Annotated in this window: 14 protein-coding genes and 1 tRNA gene; 9 read left to right on the top strand and 6 right to left on the bottom strand. The window is 41.2% G+C overall.

Going from position 1 to position 16,759, the window contains the following annotated elements; all coding sequences use genetic code 11:
• Positions 1 to 15: 15 nt before the first annotated feature.
• Positions 16 to 945: a class I SAM-dependent methyltransferase gene (locus C8D97_RS10960; protein WP_245411436.1), complete on the top strand. Its 930-nt coding sequence runs from the start codon at positions 16 to 18 to the stop codon at positions 943 to 945.
• 93 nt (positions 946 to 1,038) lie between these two features.
• Here C8D97_RS10960 and C8D97_RS10955 read toward each other — a convergent pair whose 3' ends face one another.
• Positions 1,039 to 2,166 (bottom strand): PilT/PilU family type 4a pilus ATPase, encoded by a 1,128-nt coding sequence (locus tag C8D97_RS10955; RefSeq protein WP_109763816.1) that lies wholly within the window; start codon positions 2,164 to 2,166, stop codon positions 1,039 to 1,041.
• 212 nt (positions 2,167 to 2,378) lie between these two features.
• Here C8D97_RS10955 and C8D97_RS10950 point away from each other — a divergent pair.
• Positions 2,379 to 2,469, top strand: a tRNA-Ser gene (locus C8D97_RS10950).
• A 457-nt stretch (positions 2,470 to 2,926) separates the two neighbouring features.
• Here the strand turns inward: C8D97_RS10950 and C8D97_RS10940 are convergent.
• On the bottom strand, positions 2,927 to 3,295 hold the full coding sequence (locus tag C8D97_RS10940; protein ID WP_170115217.1) for a group I truncated hemoglobin: 369 nt from the start codon (positions 3,293 to 3,295) through the stop codon (positions 2,927 to 2,929).
• A gap of 139 nt (positions 3,296 to 3,434) precedes the next feature.
• On the opposite strand from C8D97_RS10940, the gene C8D97_RS10935 reads away from it, so the two are divergent.
• Both C8D97_RS10935 and C8D97_RS10930 read left to right on the top strand, forming a co-directional pair.
• Positions 3,435 to 4,061: a SprT-like domain-containing protein gene (locus C8D97_RS10935; RefSeq protein WP_109763813.1), complete on the top strand. Its 627-nt coding sequence runs from the start codon at positions 3,435 to 3,437 to the stop codon at positions 4,059 to 4,061.
• 187 nt (positions 4,062 to 4,248) lie between these two features.
• A complete protein-coding gene (locus C8D97_RS10930; RefSeq protein ID WP_109763812.1) occupies positions 4,249 to 4,491 on the top strand; it encodes a glutaredoxin family protein in 243 nt (80 codons plus the stop codon).
• Positions 4,492 to 4,601: 110 nt separating this feature from the next.
• Here the strand turns inward: C8D97_RS10930 and C8D97_RS10925 are convergent, their stop codons facing one another.
• Together C8D97_RS10925 and C8D97_RS10920 are read right to left on the bottom strand one after the other, a co-directional pair.
• On the bottom strand, positions 4,602 to 6,077 hold the full coding sequence (locus C8D97_RS10925) for an FMN-binding glutamate synthase family protein (RefSeq protein ID WP_109763811.1): 1,476 nt from the start codon (positions 6,075 to 6,077) through the stop codon (positions 4,602 to 4,604).
• A 3-nt stretch (positions 6,078 to 6,080) separates the two neighbouring features.
• Entirely contained in the window at positions 6,081 to 7,610 is a 1,530-nt protein-coding gene (locus C8D97_RS10920; RefSeq protein ID WP_109763810.1) for a B12-binding domain-containing radical SAM protein, read from the bottom strand.
• Positions 7,611 to 7,841: 231 nt separating this feature from the next.
• Here C8D97_RS10920 and C8D97_RS10915 point away from each other — a divergent pair, with 231 nt between their 5' ends.
• Entirely contained in the window at positions 7,842 to 9,176 is a 1,335-nt protein-coding gene (locus C8D97_RS10915; protein WP_109763809.1) for a KamA family radical SAM protein, read from the top strand.
• Between the two features lie 204 nt (positions 9,177 to 9,380).
• Entirely contained in the window at positions 9,381 to 9,812 is a 432-nt protein-coding gene (locus C8D97_RS10910; RefSeq protein ID WP_109763808.1) for an Hsp20 family protein, read from the top strand.
• A 152-nt stretch (positions 9,813 to 9,964) separates the two neighbouring features.
• On the opposite strand, the gene C8D97_RS10905 is transcribed toward C8D97_RS10910, so the two are convergent.
• Positions 9,965 to 10,978 (bottom strand): LysR substrate-binding domain-containing protein, encoded by a 1,014-nt coding sequence (locus C8D97_RS10905; RefSeq protein WP_109763807.1) that lies wholly within the window; start codon positions 10,976 to 10,978, stop codon positions 9,965 to 9,967.
• 826 nt (positions 10,979 to 11,804) lie between these two features.
• Between C8D97_RS10905 and cysK the strand changes: the two genes are divergently transcribed.
• Positions 11,805 to 12,767 (top strand): cysteine synthase A, encoded by a 963-nt coding sequence (cysK, locus tag C8D97_RS10900; RefSeq protein WP_109763806.1) that lies wholly within the window; start codon positions 11,805 to 11,807, stop codon positions 12,765 to 12,767.
• A gap of 123 nt (positions 12,768 to 12,890) precedes the next feature.
• On the opposite strand, the gene C8D97_RS10895 is transcribed toward cysK, so the two are convergent.
• Positions 12,891 to 13,769 carry a phytanoyl-CoA dioxygenase family protein gene (locus tag C8D97_RS10895; RefSeq protein WP_109763805.1) on the bottom strand — a complete coding sequence of 293 codons (879 nt, stop codon included), beginning with the start codon at positions 13,767 to 13,769 and terminating at the stop codon, positions 12,891 to 12,893.
• 66 nt (positions 13,770 to 13,835) lie between these two features.
• Here C8D97_RS10895 and C8D97_RS10890 point away from each other — a divergent pair, with 66 nt between their 5' ends.
• Both C8D97_RS10890 and C8D97_RS10885 read left to right on the top strand, forming a co-directional pair.
• Positions 13,836 to 15,608: a DUF885 domain-containing protein gene (locus tag C8D97_RS10890; protein ID WP_109763804.1), complete on the top strand. Its 1,773-nt coding sequence runs from the start codon at positions 13,836 to 13,838 to the stop codon at positions 15,606 to 15,608.
• A 202-nt stretch (positions 15,609 to 15,810) separates the two neighbouring features.
• Complete coding sequence (locus C8D97_RS10885) at positions 15,811 to 16,752, top strand: YbgA family protein (RefSeq protein WP_109763803.1); 942 nt, start codon at positions 15,811 to 15,813, stop codon at positions 16,750 to 16,752.
• Positions 16,753 to 16,759: the final 7 nt, after the last annotated feature.

The following is a 16,759-nucleotide window of genomic DNA, read 5'->3' as shown; positions in this document are numbered from 1 at the left end:
TAACAGGAGAATAAAATGAATAATAAAGTAATGAACGATAGTACATTAAACAAAAGTACATTGAACAATAGTGTATTGAACATTAGAACAATAAATAATCCGATCATAAGCCGCTTAAAAACTCTTGCGGGTGCATTAGCGTTTGCAAGTTTTTCTATTACAACAATTGCAGGTGATAATAATGATGTTGATACGAAACTGAAAAGTGTTATCAACTCCGAGCATCGCAGTGAAAAAAATGCTGCTCGCGATGATTTTCGGAATCCTGCTGAAACACTGCAGTTTTTTGGTATTCGCCCGGAGATGACGGTGGTAGAAATATGGCCAGGTGGTGGCTGGTACACTGAAATACTGGCGCCTTATTTAAAAGATAAGGGCAAGTATATTGCTGCAAACTTTGATCCTGACGCAGGCGTTAAATACTACAATCGACGGTTAAAAGAGTTTGAAGATACGTTTGTTGCCAATGAAGATATTTATGGCGATATAGTTACGACAGTCTTTAATCCGCCTGCAAAAACTGAGGTAGCTAAAGCTGGGACCGCAGATCTTGTATTAACTTTTCGAAATGTTCATAACTGGTATATTCGTGGTGACAAAGAAAGTGTTGTTGAATCTTTTAAAGGGTTTTATAAAGCGTTAAAGCCAGGTGGTATTTTAGGTGTTGTTGAGCACCGGCTACCAAAAGGTATGTCACAAGAAGAAAATAAGCGTTCCGGTTATATGCGTGAAGACCTGGTTATCGAGTGGGCCAAACAAGCTGGCTTTGTATTGGTGGCAGAATCGTCGATTAATGCCAATGAGAAAGATACGGCGGATCACCCCAAGGGCGTATGGACGTTACCGCCAAGTTTACGTTTAGGTGATGAGAATAAAGATAAGTACATGGCCATCGGTGAAAGTGATCGTATGACACTTAAGTTTGCCAAGCCAGCTGAAAAGTAAGTTTAAATTTAATTAAATTTTCTACTAAATGATAAACAAAAGCCGAGCATAGCTCGGCTTTTTTATTCCATAAACTTTAAATGATTAACTCTTTTAAAGTTTGGTTTTAAAGCTGGGGCCATCACCCTGTTTTTTATTAGGCAGTGATGAGCTTTTTTTGCCACTTTCGGCCAGACGCATTTTTAAGTTCAAATCGGTTTTTGACTCAGCAAAGTGGAGTGCATCGTCTCGAGTAATAACTTTGTTTTGATACAGTTTGAATAAACATTGATCAAACGACATCATGCCATCGGCGTAGTGATTTTCAATCGCTTTTCTTAAGTCTTCGAGCGTTCCTTTTTGAATGATTTCGACGATGTCTGGGGCATTCATTAATACTTCGTGGGCGGCTACACGGGCACCTGTATTACTCATAACGAGTCGTTGCGAAACTATTCCATTGAGTACACTGGAGAGTTCTTTCATCACCGTGCCTCGCATATCGGATGGGAATAAGTTTCGAATACGCTCCAGAACTTGTTTGGAGTTATTTCCGTGAATGGTTGCAAGACAAAGGTGACCCGTTTGGGCGTAAGAGAGTGCGTACTCCATCGCTTCCTGATCCCGTATTTCACCTATCAAGATCACATCGGGGGCTTCACGCATCGCGTTTTTAAGAGCATTGTGGTAATTCTTGGTATCAACACCAATTTCGCGTTGATCGATAATTGACATCTGATGTTGGTGTAAAAATTCAATGGGATCTTCTATGGTTAAAATATGGCTGGTGTCTCGTCTGTTTCGATAATCAATCATGGCAGCCAGTGTGGTCGATTTACCGGAGCCTGTTGGTCCACAAACCAGCACCAGTCCACTGCGATCCATCACCAGATCTTTTAGCGGCTTGGGTAGTTTTAGATCCTCAATGGTGGGTATGTCCGACTTAATGTGGCGCATTACCATGCCCACTTCGCCCCGTTGCATAAACACATTCACTCGAAATCGGCCAATGTCATCAACAGAGATTGCAAAGTTGAGCTCCCATTCTTCTTCAAACTCTCGGATTTGTTGTTCATCCATCAATTTGTAGGCGATTTCTTTAATAGCTCCGGGCGGCAGGGCGCCTTGTCCCATGGGGGTTGATACACCTTCAATTTTCATATGGGGTGGTGCGCCTGTACTAAAAAACAGGTCAGAGGCTGAGCGTTCGGCCATTAAACGGAGCAATAGCTTTATATCCACAAAAAATTCCCGTGTTCGTCTTATTAATAATATTTGGAAAGGACTTAATCATTAACAGTTTAGCTAAACTGGCGCAATATCCAAATAAAAAATCTTGATAAATTAGCGTAATTAGCTGATTTGTCATTGTCAAAAGCGCTCGAATTGAATATAGTTAGCGCCCTCAAATTAGCGCCTATATTTGTTGTATAGCAAAATAGCTAGTGCTAACTGGTGAGATGGCCGAGTGGTTGAAGGCGCACGCCTGGAAAGCGTGTATAGGTTAATAGCTTATCGAGGGTTCGAATCCCTCTCTCACCGCCAAACAAACAAAAAAGCCCGGTATTTACCGGGCTTTTTTGTTTGTGTTTGCAGAGTAGGCGTTTGGTTCTCTTGCGGTTCGACCAAATTGCCGGGAGCAATTTGGGACGACAGCATGTCGGTCTCGAAGAGACGAGCCACAAGGAAGTGGCGAGCAATCCCTCTCGATAGATTAGAATAGCGGTATTTACCGGGCTTTTTTGTTTGTGATTGAAGAGTAGGCGCTTGGTTCTCTTGCGGTTCGACCAAATTGCCGGGAGTAATTTGGGACGATAGCATGTCGGTCTCGAAGAGATAAACAATCCTTCTCGGTATAATTGTACTCAAGTATTAACTGGGAACTTTTGTTTATGTTTGCAGAATAGGTGTTTGGTTCTCTTGTGGTTCGACCAAATTGCCGGGAGCAATTTGGGACGACAGCGACTGTATGACGAGCTCCTAGAACTGAAGCCCCATTTTATTATTTATTCAGCACATCTTTTCTAAATGATTCTGTCAGGTCTATAAACTCTTCAATAAGCTCTTCAGGGATCTCAAGTTCGCGTAATGTTTGTTCCATTAACTTAAGGAATAAATCATAGTGTTGATCATTTAAACCACGCTCCACCAGTGGTGCGTGAACGCGACGTATTTCGATATTACTGGTTGTGTAGGGACCGCCTAATATTTGTGTAAAAAACAATCGAAATTTATTTTTTTGCTCAGGTATGGATACGTTCTCAAAGAAATCAATAATACTTTCTTGTTGTAAAAATTTATCATAAAAACGATTTACCGCAGCTTCTACGGCTGCTTCACCGCCTACTCGATAAAAGAGAGTTTGATTCATAGATGACATCTTTTAATGGCCTTAATTACAATTTAGTACAATCATTAGAAGCTTCAATAGTAAGACACTGTTTTTTATAAAAGATACCTATTTAGTTGATAGAGTATAGAGAAATGCGATAAAGGCATTTGTTTTTGAGATGAGTAAGCGGGTTGGTATTGGCCTTCTAACTGGATTTTTGGCTGAAAAGTGTCACCACCGCTGTTATGATTTCACTTTACAATTTAAAGGCATTACTCAACCTGTGTATAAAAGCTTACAGCAAAAATTTTCTCTTTATCAACAAAGTTACGCTGAGCTTAATGGCTGGCGATTAGCCTGGGATTACGGCAAGCGACGGGCAGGAGCCTGTTTTCCTCGAGACAAAAAAATCACCATCAGTCGTCATCATATTCGCTTGAATGCTGAAGACACAATAGTGGATACTTTTAATCACGAGATTGCCCACGCTTTGGCCTGGGAGAGACATCAGTATGCTGGTCATGGTGAGCCATGGAAAAGCATTGTCAGTCAATTGGGCGGCATTGCAAGTGCAAGGGGGGCGTTTCGTGTTCCTGTTGCACCCTGGGTACTGGTATTGCGCCAAGATAAACTGGAAACAGTCACAAAAGTTGCTGAGCGTTATCGTAAGAATTCAAAAATACATCTATATATGTTGAAGTCTCAGCCTGAAACACGGGGTAACTTATTTTACTTGTCGCGAAAAGATTACATTGACTGGTGTGAGCAATCCTTAGACTATTCTGCACTTAATTTTGTTCGTTAACCTGATCAACACTCAGGTGTAAGAAGCCAAGCACTTGAATATTCATTAATAAGCACCATATTAGAGGCACCTGACGGTATCGATTTAGGATATCGTTTTAGATTGTGCGAATTTATCTGTAACGGCAGAATTTGTTTCGGGTCATATATGTTTGTGACCCTTGAAATTTATACACTGAGAGAAAACTATGAAGCAGTATGAGCTTTTTTACTTTCCATCTTGTCCATTTTGTCAGTTTGTTCTTAATGAGCTGCCTGCAATAGACAAGCAGGTTTCTTTAAAAAATATAATGGATAATTTTGATTATCGTAATGAACTGATGGCCGGTGGAGGTAAAACTCAAGTGCCATGCCTGAAGATAATAAACGATGATAAAACACAATGGTTATACGAAAGTCAGGATATTGTTGACTTTTTAAAAGCTGAATAATACTGACAATGTCGAGATGATGAATGTTGTCTTTGTCTCGAGCTATTAGTCGCTTTCATTATTTCCGAAAAATTAATCAGATCGAAAAGGTAACCTTTAATTGGCAATCATCAATTCATTTCATTCACCGGAATAGACTCTCCAGTGTCCTGAACAATTCGAATATGATGGCGGGTTAGTTTTCTTGGATCAGTTACACCACATGAATGGGCTATCATGCCCACTTCATATTCTATATAGCGATGATAATTGGCGACACGTTCGGCTTTTTGCATTGGCACCAATCCTTTTTGCAGTTTTTTATTGTGTGTTGTCACACCGGTCGGACAAGTATTTTTATTGCATTGCAAAGCCTGAATGCAGCCAAGGGCAAACATAAAGCCGCGCGCTGAAACCACAAAATCAGCGCCTTCACAGATGGCCCAGGCAACTCGCGATGGCGTGATTAACTTACCAGAAACAATAACTTTTATACGGCTTTTTAATTTATGTTGTTTTAAAGCATTTACAAGCCATGGCAGGCTTTCCTTGATGGTTAACCCCATGTAGTCCATTAACGGTTGAGGTGCGGCGCCAGTGCCACCGTCAGCACTGTCTATTGTAATAAAATCTGGCGCTGACGCTTCACCGCGTTGATGGATCAACTCGAATAACTGAATTAGCCATCTGGCGTCACCGATTACGGCTTTAAAACCAACCGGCTTACCCGTTACATCTCGAATTCTATTAATGACATTGAGCAGGTCTTCAGGACTTTTTATGTTGGGGTGACCATTGGGTGAAATAGAGGCTTCACCCTGAGTAATTCCCCGGATGGTTGCAATTTCTTCGGTTACTTTGATTGCCGGTAGTATTCCACCTTTACCAGGCTTGGCGCCCTGACTTAGTTTTAGTTCAAACATTTTTATTTGTTCGTTTGCGGCAACCTGTTTTAATTTTTCGTCGCTTAAATTGCCGGCGCTGTCACGTACGCCGTAATTTGCTGTACCAATTTGCATAACCAAATCACAGTTGCCCGCCAAATGATGAGAAGATAGACCACCTTCACCGGTATTTAACCAGCAACCTGCTTTTGCAGCGCCCTTGGAGAGTGCAATGACTGCTGGTTTGGAAAGGGCGCCATAACTCATACCAGAAATATTAAAAAATGACTTAGCGTGATAGGGCGTTTTGCAGTTTTCACCAATGACCATTGGTGCTGCTTCAGTGGCATCCTCTTCCAGAGTTGGAAATGCAGAGTTTAAGAATAAAACAGTTCCCGGTGTTGTTAAGTCTCTGGTTGAACCAAACGCGATGGTGCGATTAACATTTTTAGCAGCACGATACACCCAGCTTCGTTCCGCCCTGTTAAAAGGCAGTTCTTCGCGATCCATTGCAAAAAAATATTGGCGGAAAAACTCACCCAGATGTTCAAACCAGTATCGAAAACGGCCTATGACCGGATAGTTACGACGAATGGTATGTTGTGTTTGGGTGACATCAATGACATAAAAAATAGCCGCTACAATAAGTAACAATGCAATAACAATCACAAAAGCTAGTGCAAGATATATCAGTGAATTAAATGCCAGACTTTCGAGAGACATAAATTATCCTATATGACGCATTTGTCGAGTGGCACGATTGGCGTGCGATTTATTGCTTGCTTGATCGGAGTTGGATGAATCGAGTTTATTAGCTACTGTTGAAATCTGTAATCTGCCTTTTAATTTGGTTTTTTCATAATCTTGTTGTAAAAGCTCGATAAATTTAAGGCTGTCGATTTCTGGAAATAAATCGCTAACATTCAACAGTAACTCAAATAACCTTTTTAAATTAATCTGATGGGTTTGCTGTGTTTGTTGAAATAACCATTCTGTTAACATCATAAAGCGGTCGAACGGATTGTCCTCAATCAGCAAGGGCAAGCTTAGTTTAAAACGTCCAGAATTAGCCAGCATGTCCCAATAACGCGCAAAGCGGTTTACCCGTTGCATGGTTATAAAGTCAACCGAGCTATTACTCAATATATTATAGGGGGGTAAAGGGTTGAACTTCAGATTGTAATCATCGGTATGACGAATAATAGGACTGCCTTTGAGTCGCTTTAAAATACCCAGTTGAATTTCATGGGGATGACAGGCGTAGAGTTCATCAAAGCTATTCGCGAATGTTTCCAGTTTTTCACCCGGCAATCCAAAAATCAAGTCGGCGTGTATATGGGCATTGGTATTTTCACGCAACCATACTAAGTTAGCTTTTGATTTATCATTGTTTTGTTTACGACTAATGAGTGTTTGCACCTGCTGATTAAACGTTTGAATGCCTATCTCAAATTGAAGGCTACCTAATGGAAAGGCTTTTAGCTTGTCTTTGAGTTTTTCCGGTAAATGATCGGGGATTACTTCAAAGTGTAAAAACAGTTTGTCATCGAGCCTTTCAAGGAAAAAGTCGAGAATTTGCAGTGTCGTATTGATTTTTAAATTGAAGGTTCTATCAACAAACTTAAAATGTCGTGCGCCACGTTGATACAAGTTATCCATTTGTTGCAAAAACTCATCAAGGTCAAAGGGATAACTGGTTTTATCTAATGCTGATAAACAAAACTCGCATTTAAAAGGGCAGCCCCGTGATGCCTCAACATAAATTAAGCGATTAGCCAGATCTTCGTTAGTATAGTATTCGTAAGGGTATTTTAACTCATTAAGTTTAAGTGGCTTCGAATTGATAATTTGATTGACCGGTGCACGAGAATTTAAAATGTCTTTACACAGTTGGTAAAAACTTTTATCCGCTGCACCGATAACTATGTAGTCAACGTGATTTGCTATGGGATGAGCTTGTGATTCATAGCTGACTTCAGGCCCGCCAAGAATTATTTTTATTTCCGGTGCGACGGTTTTTAATTGTGCAACCACGGCAAAGGTTTCTTCAATATTCCATATATAAACACCAAAACCAACAATGGCAGGTTTAGTCTCTAATATGTTCTCAACAATATCGATTGCTCGCGTTTTGATGGTGAATTCTTTCAGCTGAGTATGCGGTTGCAAATCTTCTAGATTTGCGTATAAATAGCGCAAGCCCAAGTTGGCATGAATGTATTTTGCATTAAGTGTAGCTAATAATATTTTTTTCATTAAAAATCATGATGATAGAGTTGTTGTTTCAGGCAGTTACTGAGCCTTTGAAAGGCTGAATTTTAGCATACTGCAGAGAAGTTTTTACGGCTAAATTTGAAACTCGTCACATTATTCGTTACGATCGTCCGGCTAAGTTTCACACAATTCTGGCTGTGTAGCGTAATTAAAAACGCCAGTTCATCTTATCAGCAACAGAATTGCCATAAATTACATAGGGTTAGAGTTTATATGAATAAAGCGGTACAGCTTGAAGAAAACTGTTACAAGGTTGATTTAAACGAGGCTCCTAAGCTCAAAGTATTTACACAACGTCAACTGGATAAAATACCGCAGTTTATGCGTTTGCCAGAAGAGGCGAGAAAAGGGGTTGAAGTTGCGGCTTTGGTTTTCCCATTTCGAGTAAATGAATACGTGGTAAACCAGTTAATTGACTGGAATGACTGGGAAAACTGCGCTATTTTTCGCTTAACCTTTCCCCAAAAAGCCATGCTTCTGGACGATGATTTTATTGCTCTGGAAAAAGCTTACGATGAAGGCGATAAAGAGTCCATGAAGGCTCATATTGAGCGTATCCGGGAAGGTTTAAATCCGCACCCGGCTGGTCAAATGGAACTGAATGTTCCGTTTCACGATGGAGAGCCCGTAGAAGGCATTCAGCATAAATACGAACAGACAGTACTGTTCTTTCCAACACAAGGTCAAACCTGCCATTCTTACTGCACTTTCTGTTTCCGTTGGGCTCAGTTTGTTGGCGACAAAGACTTAAAGTTTGCCTCCAAAGAAATCAACCAGTTAGTGGAGTATTTGAAGTCTCATAAAGAAGTGACGGATGTTCTCTTTACTGGCGGTGATCCAATGATCATGAAAACCAAGGCGTTAAAATCATACCTTGAAGCGATGCTGGATCCTGAGCTTGATCACATTAAAACCATTCGAATTGGTACAAAAGCATTAACTTTTTGGCCTTACCGCTTCTTAACCGATGATGATTCTGCCGAATTACTGCAATTACTGGAAGATGTGGTTAAAGCTGGAAAGCATATCGCTATTATGGCGCACTACAATCATTGGAAAGAGCTGACAACCGATGTGGCGAAAGAAGCAATTCGTCAGGTGCGTGCGACAGGTGCCGAGATTCGCAGTCAGGGTCCTTTACTTAAAGGTATTAATGACGATGCAGATGTCTGGGCTAAAATGTGGAAAGCTCAGGTCGCGCTTGGCATTATTCCTTATTACATGTTCGTTGAGCGTGATACGGGTGCCCATCACTATTTTGAAGTGCCATTGGTTAAAGCCTGGAATATATATCGCGAAGCGCAAAAGCAGGTGTCCGGCGTATGCCGTACTGCACGTGGACCTTCCATGAGTGCCTCACCAGGAAAAGTCGAAGTGCAAGGTGTTACCGAAATTAATGGCGAGAAAGTGTTTGCCATGCGCTTTATTCAAGGCCGCGATCCAGACTGGATCCAACGTCCATTTTTCGCCGAATATGATGAAAAAGCCGGTTGGCTTGACCACCTGAAACCTGCTTTTGGAGAAGAGAAGTTTTTCTTTGAAAAGTAGTTCTTAACTTTGCTAAGGTGCAGTCATTAAAACGCTGAGTAAATTTTTGCTCAGCGTTTTTTTGAAATTTTTTTATAGATAGCCGTTGAAAACAAAATAATACGTCCCTATATAAGAACTACAGGACGCCTGAACAGGGTTCTGTAAACGAAAGTTAGTGTTACTAATTTCAAATTAATCTTGCTATATATTAGGAGACTTATTATGTCTACACGATTCAATTTAACACCCTTATTCCGTCAATCCGTTGGCTTTGATCGTTTTAATGACCTGTTTGAAAATGTTTTTCAACGGGATGAGTCAAGCAATACGGGTTACCCTCCCTACAATATCGAAAAGTCGAATGAATATGACTATGTGATCACTATGGCGGTCGCAGGCTTTAAAGATGAAGACCTGGATATCAGCGTGAAAAAAGACACGCTCACGGTTACTGGTAAAATTGCTGAGAAAGGTGAAGAGAACACCCAGTACCTGTACCGTGGTATTGCAACTCGAGGTTTTGAGCGTCATTTTCGACTGGCCGATCACGTAGAAGTGAAAAGCGCCAAATTGGAACATGGTTTACTTCGAATTCAACTGGTGCGCAATATCCCAAAAGAAGAGCTGGTTAAGAAAATATCCATAAACAACTAAAGCCATCTTTAAACATTTAATCAAAACAAACGTTAATCTCGTTAACGTAAAGTAACAAAAAGGGCTGCTAATGCAGCCCTTTTTATGTGTGTCAGAGAACTCGATAGTTTACGTCTCTAACAGTTTTTGCGGCACAAAAGTGTTTCCGTCAGTTATGCCGCTACTTTGTTTTTTCCCGTAGGTCGCTCAATTAATTTATATGGCAACGAATGCTCTTTAATTGAATTGATTTGCCCTGTACGTCGGTACTCATGGATCGCCGTATTCACCGTCGAGCGATCAAGATGCGGTGCGACCATTTCTATAAAGTCGTACATGTAGCTCCGAACGTACTGCTCTTCACGAAAGCCAAGCCATGTAGTGCAAGAGGGTAAAATATCATGGGTGCTGATCGCGACTAAATCGTCATCAAGATCAGGGTCATATGCCATGCTTGCAGCAATCCCGATTCCAAGGCCTTTACGTACATAAGTTTTAATTACATCCGCATCACGCGCCGTGATGGCAATGTTAGGTGTTAGTCCTTCTTTGGCAAAAGCATCACGGAATGATGACTTCCCATTCTGGCTAAACACATAAGTAATAATTGGGTATTGGGCGAGATCACTAAGCTCTATGTCATCCAGTTTTGCCAGTGGATGATCTTGCGGCATCAGGATTGCTCGATCCCAGTGATAGCAAGGTAAAGATACGGTGTCATTGCTTTTTGCACCGGTACTGCTTGCTATCGCAAAATCGATTAAACCATTTTTCATCATTTCAGAAATCTGTTCACTGGTTCCCTGATGCAGATTTAGTTTTACATCGGGGTATCGTTTCCGAAATGCCTGTAAAATATCGGGTAATACATATCGCGCTTGCGTATGTGTGGTTCCAATGGATAAAGAACCTTCTTGTTCATTTTGCAGTTCATGAGCTAATTGTTTTATGTTGTCCACTTCATGCATGATGCTGGCGGCTTTTTCAAGAACCAGATTGCCAGCGTAGGTAATGCCATCAAGGCTTTTTCCATTTCTGGAAAACAGGCGTAAACCAAGCTCTTCTTCTAATAATTTTAATTGTTTGCTTACACCGGGTTGCGATGTGTACAGCTTTTCTGATGCCGCAGTAATATTTAAATCGTTGTCTGCGATGGCCAGTAAGTAACGAAGCTGTTGTAATTTCATGGCTTTATCTCCCTATTTGTTCGCCTAAAGGTGGTATCGAATGGCCAAAAACCATATAGGTAAATTTACAGACAGGGGCGAGTGGTTTAATTGCAGTAATGTTAGTCATGATGTTTCTCCAGTTATGGTTGTTAACGTTTGTTGTGTTTTTATTAATGGTGCTTAAAAGCACCGGACAATAAAAAAGCCGCTTTGCTTAGTGCTTGGCGGCTTTTTGATGTTCACTGTGGACCTTAGTTTTTCATCTCGGCAGCCGCCAACGGTATGTTCCAATACAGGTACACACGGGTGTCATCTTTTTCTTAAAGAGGGCAGTCATTAAAAAACTCATATATTTTTATAACCTGTAATTCTTATACTTTTGTGTTGTTTGGCTGCAGAATATCACTCTATTCTGTTCACTTTATTTTTAATTGTTCAGCTTTTTCTGTTTGGCATTTGTTAGGCCATAAAGTCGACTTAACCAAATTGCTATTGATATAAACCATCTACACATCGGTAAATAGTTCATCGATAAAGTTAATTATCAGTAAATCTTATCTCTAACTCATCTTTGGATGTCTAAACGTCTTTATGTCTGATTTTGCATAAGTGCTATTTCTACATGACTAAATTGTCTAAGTCAACACTTGTGTTTTATTTCATAACTTAAGGTTATGATGAAAGACGATCACTTTATTTCAGGGATTGTGCGGAACTCATTACAGTGACCAGACATTAAGCCGGAGCTATCTGAGATACGGCTATAACGCTTGGTTATGTGCTAATTGAATTTAACGCTGACGGTGCTATAGGTACTGGTCAGATTTTGTGTTTGGAGAACGACATGATTTATCAAAATATACTGCAGACTGTAGGGCAGACACCGGTAGTCAAAATTAATCGGCTGGGGCCTAAGCATGTTGATCTTTATGTAAAAGTAGAGTCTTTTAACCCTATGGCCTCTGTTAAAGATCGTCTGGCGTTAGCCATTATTGAAGACGCTGAACGCAAAGGTCATCTAAAGCCAGGACAAACCGTTGTTGAAGCCACCTCAGGAAATACCGGTATCGCATTAGCTATGGTGTGTGCTGCAAAAGGGTATCCGTTTGTGGCAACCATGGTGGAGACATTCTCGGTTGAACGTCGAAAGCTGATGAAAGCTCTCGGTGCCAAAGTGATTTTAACACCTGCCGCCGACAAGGCGACTGGCATGGTTCAAAAAGCCGAGCAACTGGCCGAAAAAAATGGCTGGTTTTTAGCCAGACAGTTCGAAAATGAAGCCAATCCCGAGTACCATCGCAATACCACTGCAGCGGAAATACTGCGAGATTTTGCCGGACATGGTCTCGACTACTTTGTCAGCGGTTATGGCACTGGTGGCACAATAACCGGTGTTGGTGAGGTACTAAAAGTTGCTCGTCCTAATATTAAGATCATAGGAACTGAACCATCGGGTGCCGCGTTATTAGGCGGACAGCCTTGGCAACCTCATAAAATTCAGGGCTGGACTCCGGACTTTATTCCAAAAGTAATGAATCGTGACATTATTGATCAGGTGATTCCCGTGGATGATGTTGTTGCTCGTGATACTTCTCTGGCGCTTGCCCGTGAAGAGGGTATTTTTGTTGGTATATCGGCTGGTGGAACTTTGGCGACTGCGCTTAAAGTGGCTGAGCAGGCACCACAGGGATCCAGTATTCTTGCCATGCTGCCCGATACTGGCGAACGTTACCTGAGCACCTTTTTGTTTGAGGACATTACTGAAGCCTCCGACGACGAATGGTTAGACTCTTTGGGTGCTGCGTAATTACTATGTCTGTTTTAGAGTTACCGATCGCTCCTTTGAGGGATCGGTAATGTCATTTAAATCGAGCAAGAAAACCAAAAATCAGACGAAAAGGTTTGAATGGTGGGGGGGATTGTTTGGTAATCAGGCCATTGAATCTGCTGAGTTATTATTTGATTCTTCGGAAATACCTTCTAAAGAATTACCTTCAAAAGAAGTATCTTCTAAAGAAGTACCCTCTAAAGAAGTACCCTCTAAAGAAGTACCCTCTAAAGATAGTGGAACATCGGTCAGTGAAGCGGATCGTGAATCTGCTAATGGACAGTCTGATTCCGCACGATAAGTAAACACCGCTGTAAATTTAGTTTGGTCGGTATAGTTTCGGGTCGCAGAATGCAATAAACGGCAATGAAACAACACTAGGTCACCGGCATCAAGTTCAATGTATTGTTTTTGCTGTAATAATCGTTGATTTTCATCAAGCTGCTTAATGAAGAATGAATCGTCATCGAATTGTTCGGCTGAAAAGCTTAATCGGTGCGAACCGGGAACTACCTGTAAGCAACCATTATTTATTGTTTCGTCACCCAATGCTAGCCAGGCAGATATCAGCTCGCGCTGGCTGTATCGCCAGTACCGAATGTCCTGATGCCATAGACTGTCGCTGCTGAATCTGGGTTGCTTGGTCATCACACAGTTGTGGTGGCTTCGCACCAGATAGACCGGCTCTTTTAATAATTGTTCAAGAATGCTTGATAACTCGTTATTGGTAGCCCAACTCGCAAATGTAGGCGCTCTGTCGTAGGCCTGTTTCAGTCGTCGTATAGTTTGCCCACCATTGGATGCAGCGTTTGGTGCCCCTGGGTACTGCAATTCAGACTCCAGCTCATAAGGAACCACTCGGTCGTCTAAGTGCTTCTTACTAAGCTCTAAAATGTGCTGCCTGGTGGCTGCTGGGCAAAACTGCCGCAATACAAGGAAGCCTTGTTCGCAAAACGATTCGATTTGACGTTGATTTAACATTAGCTTGACGGCTTCACTATGAAATTTACAATGGTCTGAACGACTATTATAAATTTGGTGATAACAATGAGAAAGTACCTGTGGTTATTTATTTTATTTGCAAATATTGGCATTTTAGGGGCTGCAGCACCTACAACAACAGAATCGAATAAGACTGTCGAGCAACTTCACAGTATTTTTAGTGACTATTCCCGTTACCAGAAGCAACGCTATCCAAGTGTTGAGCATCCTGATAAAGACATGAGAAAAGGTGGCTTTAGAGATCTCTCTGAAGCTGGTTTTCAACAACATCAAGCGAAACTAGACGGCTTTTTGCAACGATTGACCGAAATAGATTATAGCGAATTGTCTGAGGACGAAAAAATAAATGCCGACATGTTCCGATTTAACGTCACTTCGGAAATAAACGATATAATTTATGATAAACATTTGTTTCCAATGGAAGGGGATACCGGGTTTTATTTTGACTTACTCAGGTTAGGCGATATAACGCTGATAAAGAATGAACAGGACGCTCTATTTTACATTGAAAAGTTGGAAAGCATTCCAGATTTCTTGCATCAGTGGCAGCTGAATCTAAAACGCGCTGTGGCCATAAATAAAGTAATGCCTGCAATAGTGTTAGTGGACTTTGAAAAGCCGCTAGAAAAACTGATTACCGACAAAGCCTCGGAAAACCCACTGGCGAAACCGTTGCAACAATTGTCAAAGGTTTTGCCTGAAAAGCAAGCCGAGCACTTGACCAAGCGAGCTTTGCAGGCGATTAACAATAACGTTCAACCAGCGGTAAAGTCTTTTATTCAGTTTTTAGTGCAGGATTACTTGCCTCATGGTCGTGACTCTATTGCTATTGAGCAAATTAAAGACGGCCGTCAGTTTTATCAGTCACAGATTAAGTATTACACAACATTAAATTTGTCAGCGAACGAGATTCATAATATTGGTCTGTCAGAAGTGCGCAGAATTCGGGCTGAAATGGACAAAGTGATTGAGGCTTCGGGTTTTGAGGGTAATTTTGAGCAGTTTATTCATTACTTGAGAACGGATCCTCAATTTTATGCCTCCAGTGCAGAAGAGTTATTGAAAGAAGCCGCGTATATATCTAAAAAAATGGATGGAAAATTACCAAAATTCTTCTCAAAACTTCCGCGTCAACCATACGGTGTCGAGCCGGTTCCCGATGCGATAGCTCCTCGTTATACAACAGGAAGATATGTAGGTGCGCCACTGGACAGTCATCGATCAGGCACCTATTGGGTTAACACCTACGCACTGAACAAACGCCCACTATATGTACTTGAAGCATTGACCTTGCACGAAGCCGTACCAGGTCATCATTTACAAAATGCCTTAACCAAAGAGCTAAGCAACTTACCCAAGTTTCGTCGCGATTCCTATTTGTCTGCTTACGGCGAAGGATGGGCACTCTATTGTGAAAAGCTCGGGATTGAAGCAGGCTTTTATCAAGATCCATACAGTCAGTTTGGTCGCTTAACTTATGAAATGTGGCGTGCAATTCGCCTGGTTGTGGATACCGGTATGCACTCTAAAGGCTGGAGTCGTGAAAAAGCCATTAAGTTTATGGAGCAAAATACGGCGTTATCTAAGCATAATGTCAGAACAGAAATTGATCGCTATATTGCCTGGCCAGGCCAGGCGCTATCTTACAAAATGGGTGAAATTAAAATTGTTGAGCTGCGCAAAAAGGCTGAAAAAGCGTTAGGTCAGTCATTTGATATAAGAGCCTTTCACGATGAAATTTTAGCTAATGGTCCCGTCACACTTGGCATATTGGAAAGACAAATTAATCGTTGGATAGAGCGACAGTTGACTAAGTAGAACCATTGTTTGTTGTTAACAATAATAGGATTAATTGCTTACCTGAAAAAATAATTGATATTGCTTATAGCTTTTTGTATCCATTTTGCAAAAGTTACCGTATCACCTTACATTAAAGATTAGATAGTAAGGCTTCATCGGATTATTGAGAAGATGAAGTCTATAGACTGCAAGTTTATTGTTGGGTGAAGGCAGGTAATAAATGGTACGCATTGGTATTAGTCACTGTTTGCTCGGTGCAAAGGTACGCTTTGATGGCGGTCACAAAAACAGCCGGTTTTGCAGCGAGCTATTGTCACAGTTTGTCGAGTTTACACCGCTTTGCCCTGAAGTTGGGATTGGCATGGGTACCCCTCGTAAAACGTTAAGATTAGTCGGCGATATCGCAAGTCCTAGAGCTGTATTCAGTAATGGCGAAGAAGGTGATTTTACCCAACCACTAGCGGATTACGCCGATCAGCACCTAGATCAGTTGAATCAGATGTCAGGTTATATATTGTGTAAGGCATCACCCAGTTGCGGTATGGAACGGGTCAGAGTTTATAACGATAAAGATCAGGCAGAACGCAAAGGAATGGGGATATTTGCGGCAAGAGTTAAGCAATTAAAACCTGATTTACCCATGGAGGAAGATGGCCGTTTAAACGATCCATTATTAAGAGACAGCTTTATTAAACGAGTATTTATTTACCATGAATGGCAGCAGTTGCTGGCTAATGGTTTAACTGTATCTAAACTTCAAGCGTTTCATGCTCGTCATAAACTCAACTTACTGGCGCACTGTCAGCCAACGTATCGGCATCTTGGTCCAATTGTCGCTTCAATCAATAAGACGAATATAGAAAAGGAAGCGAGTCGTTATTTTTCGCACTTGATGATGGGTTTTAAGAAAGTCGCATCTCGCAAAAATAATACAAATGTATTGATGCATTTGCAGGGTTATTTAAAGAACAAGCTTGATAAAAGCGATCGTCAGGAGTTGGCTAAATGCATCATAGATTATAGAAAGTCTATTGAACCTATTATGGCGCCTCTAACCTTACTCAATCATCATTTTAAGAAGTTCCCCGATGATTATATTTCAAACCAATCATTTTTGAGCCCTTATCCTAAAGAATTGGCCATCCGTGTTGATACCCACTAAAGGTGAT

Origin of the sequence: Pleionea mediterranea, from assembly GCF_003148745.1 — a bacterium.
In the GTDB taxonomy this organism is placed as follows: Bacteria; Pseudomonadota; Gammaproteobacteria; order Enterobacterales; family Kangiellaceae; genus Pleionea; species Pleionea mediterranea.
The sequence above is the reverse complement of the archived record's forward strand: the minus strand, read 5'-3'. Positions and strand labels throughout refer to the sequence as shown.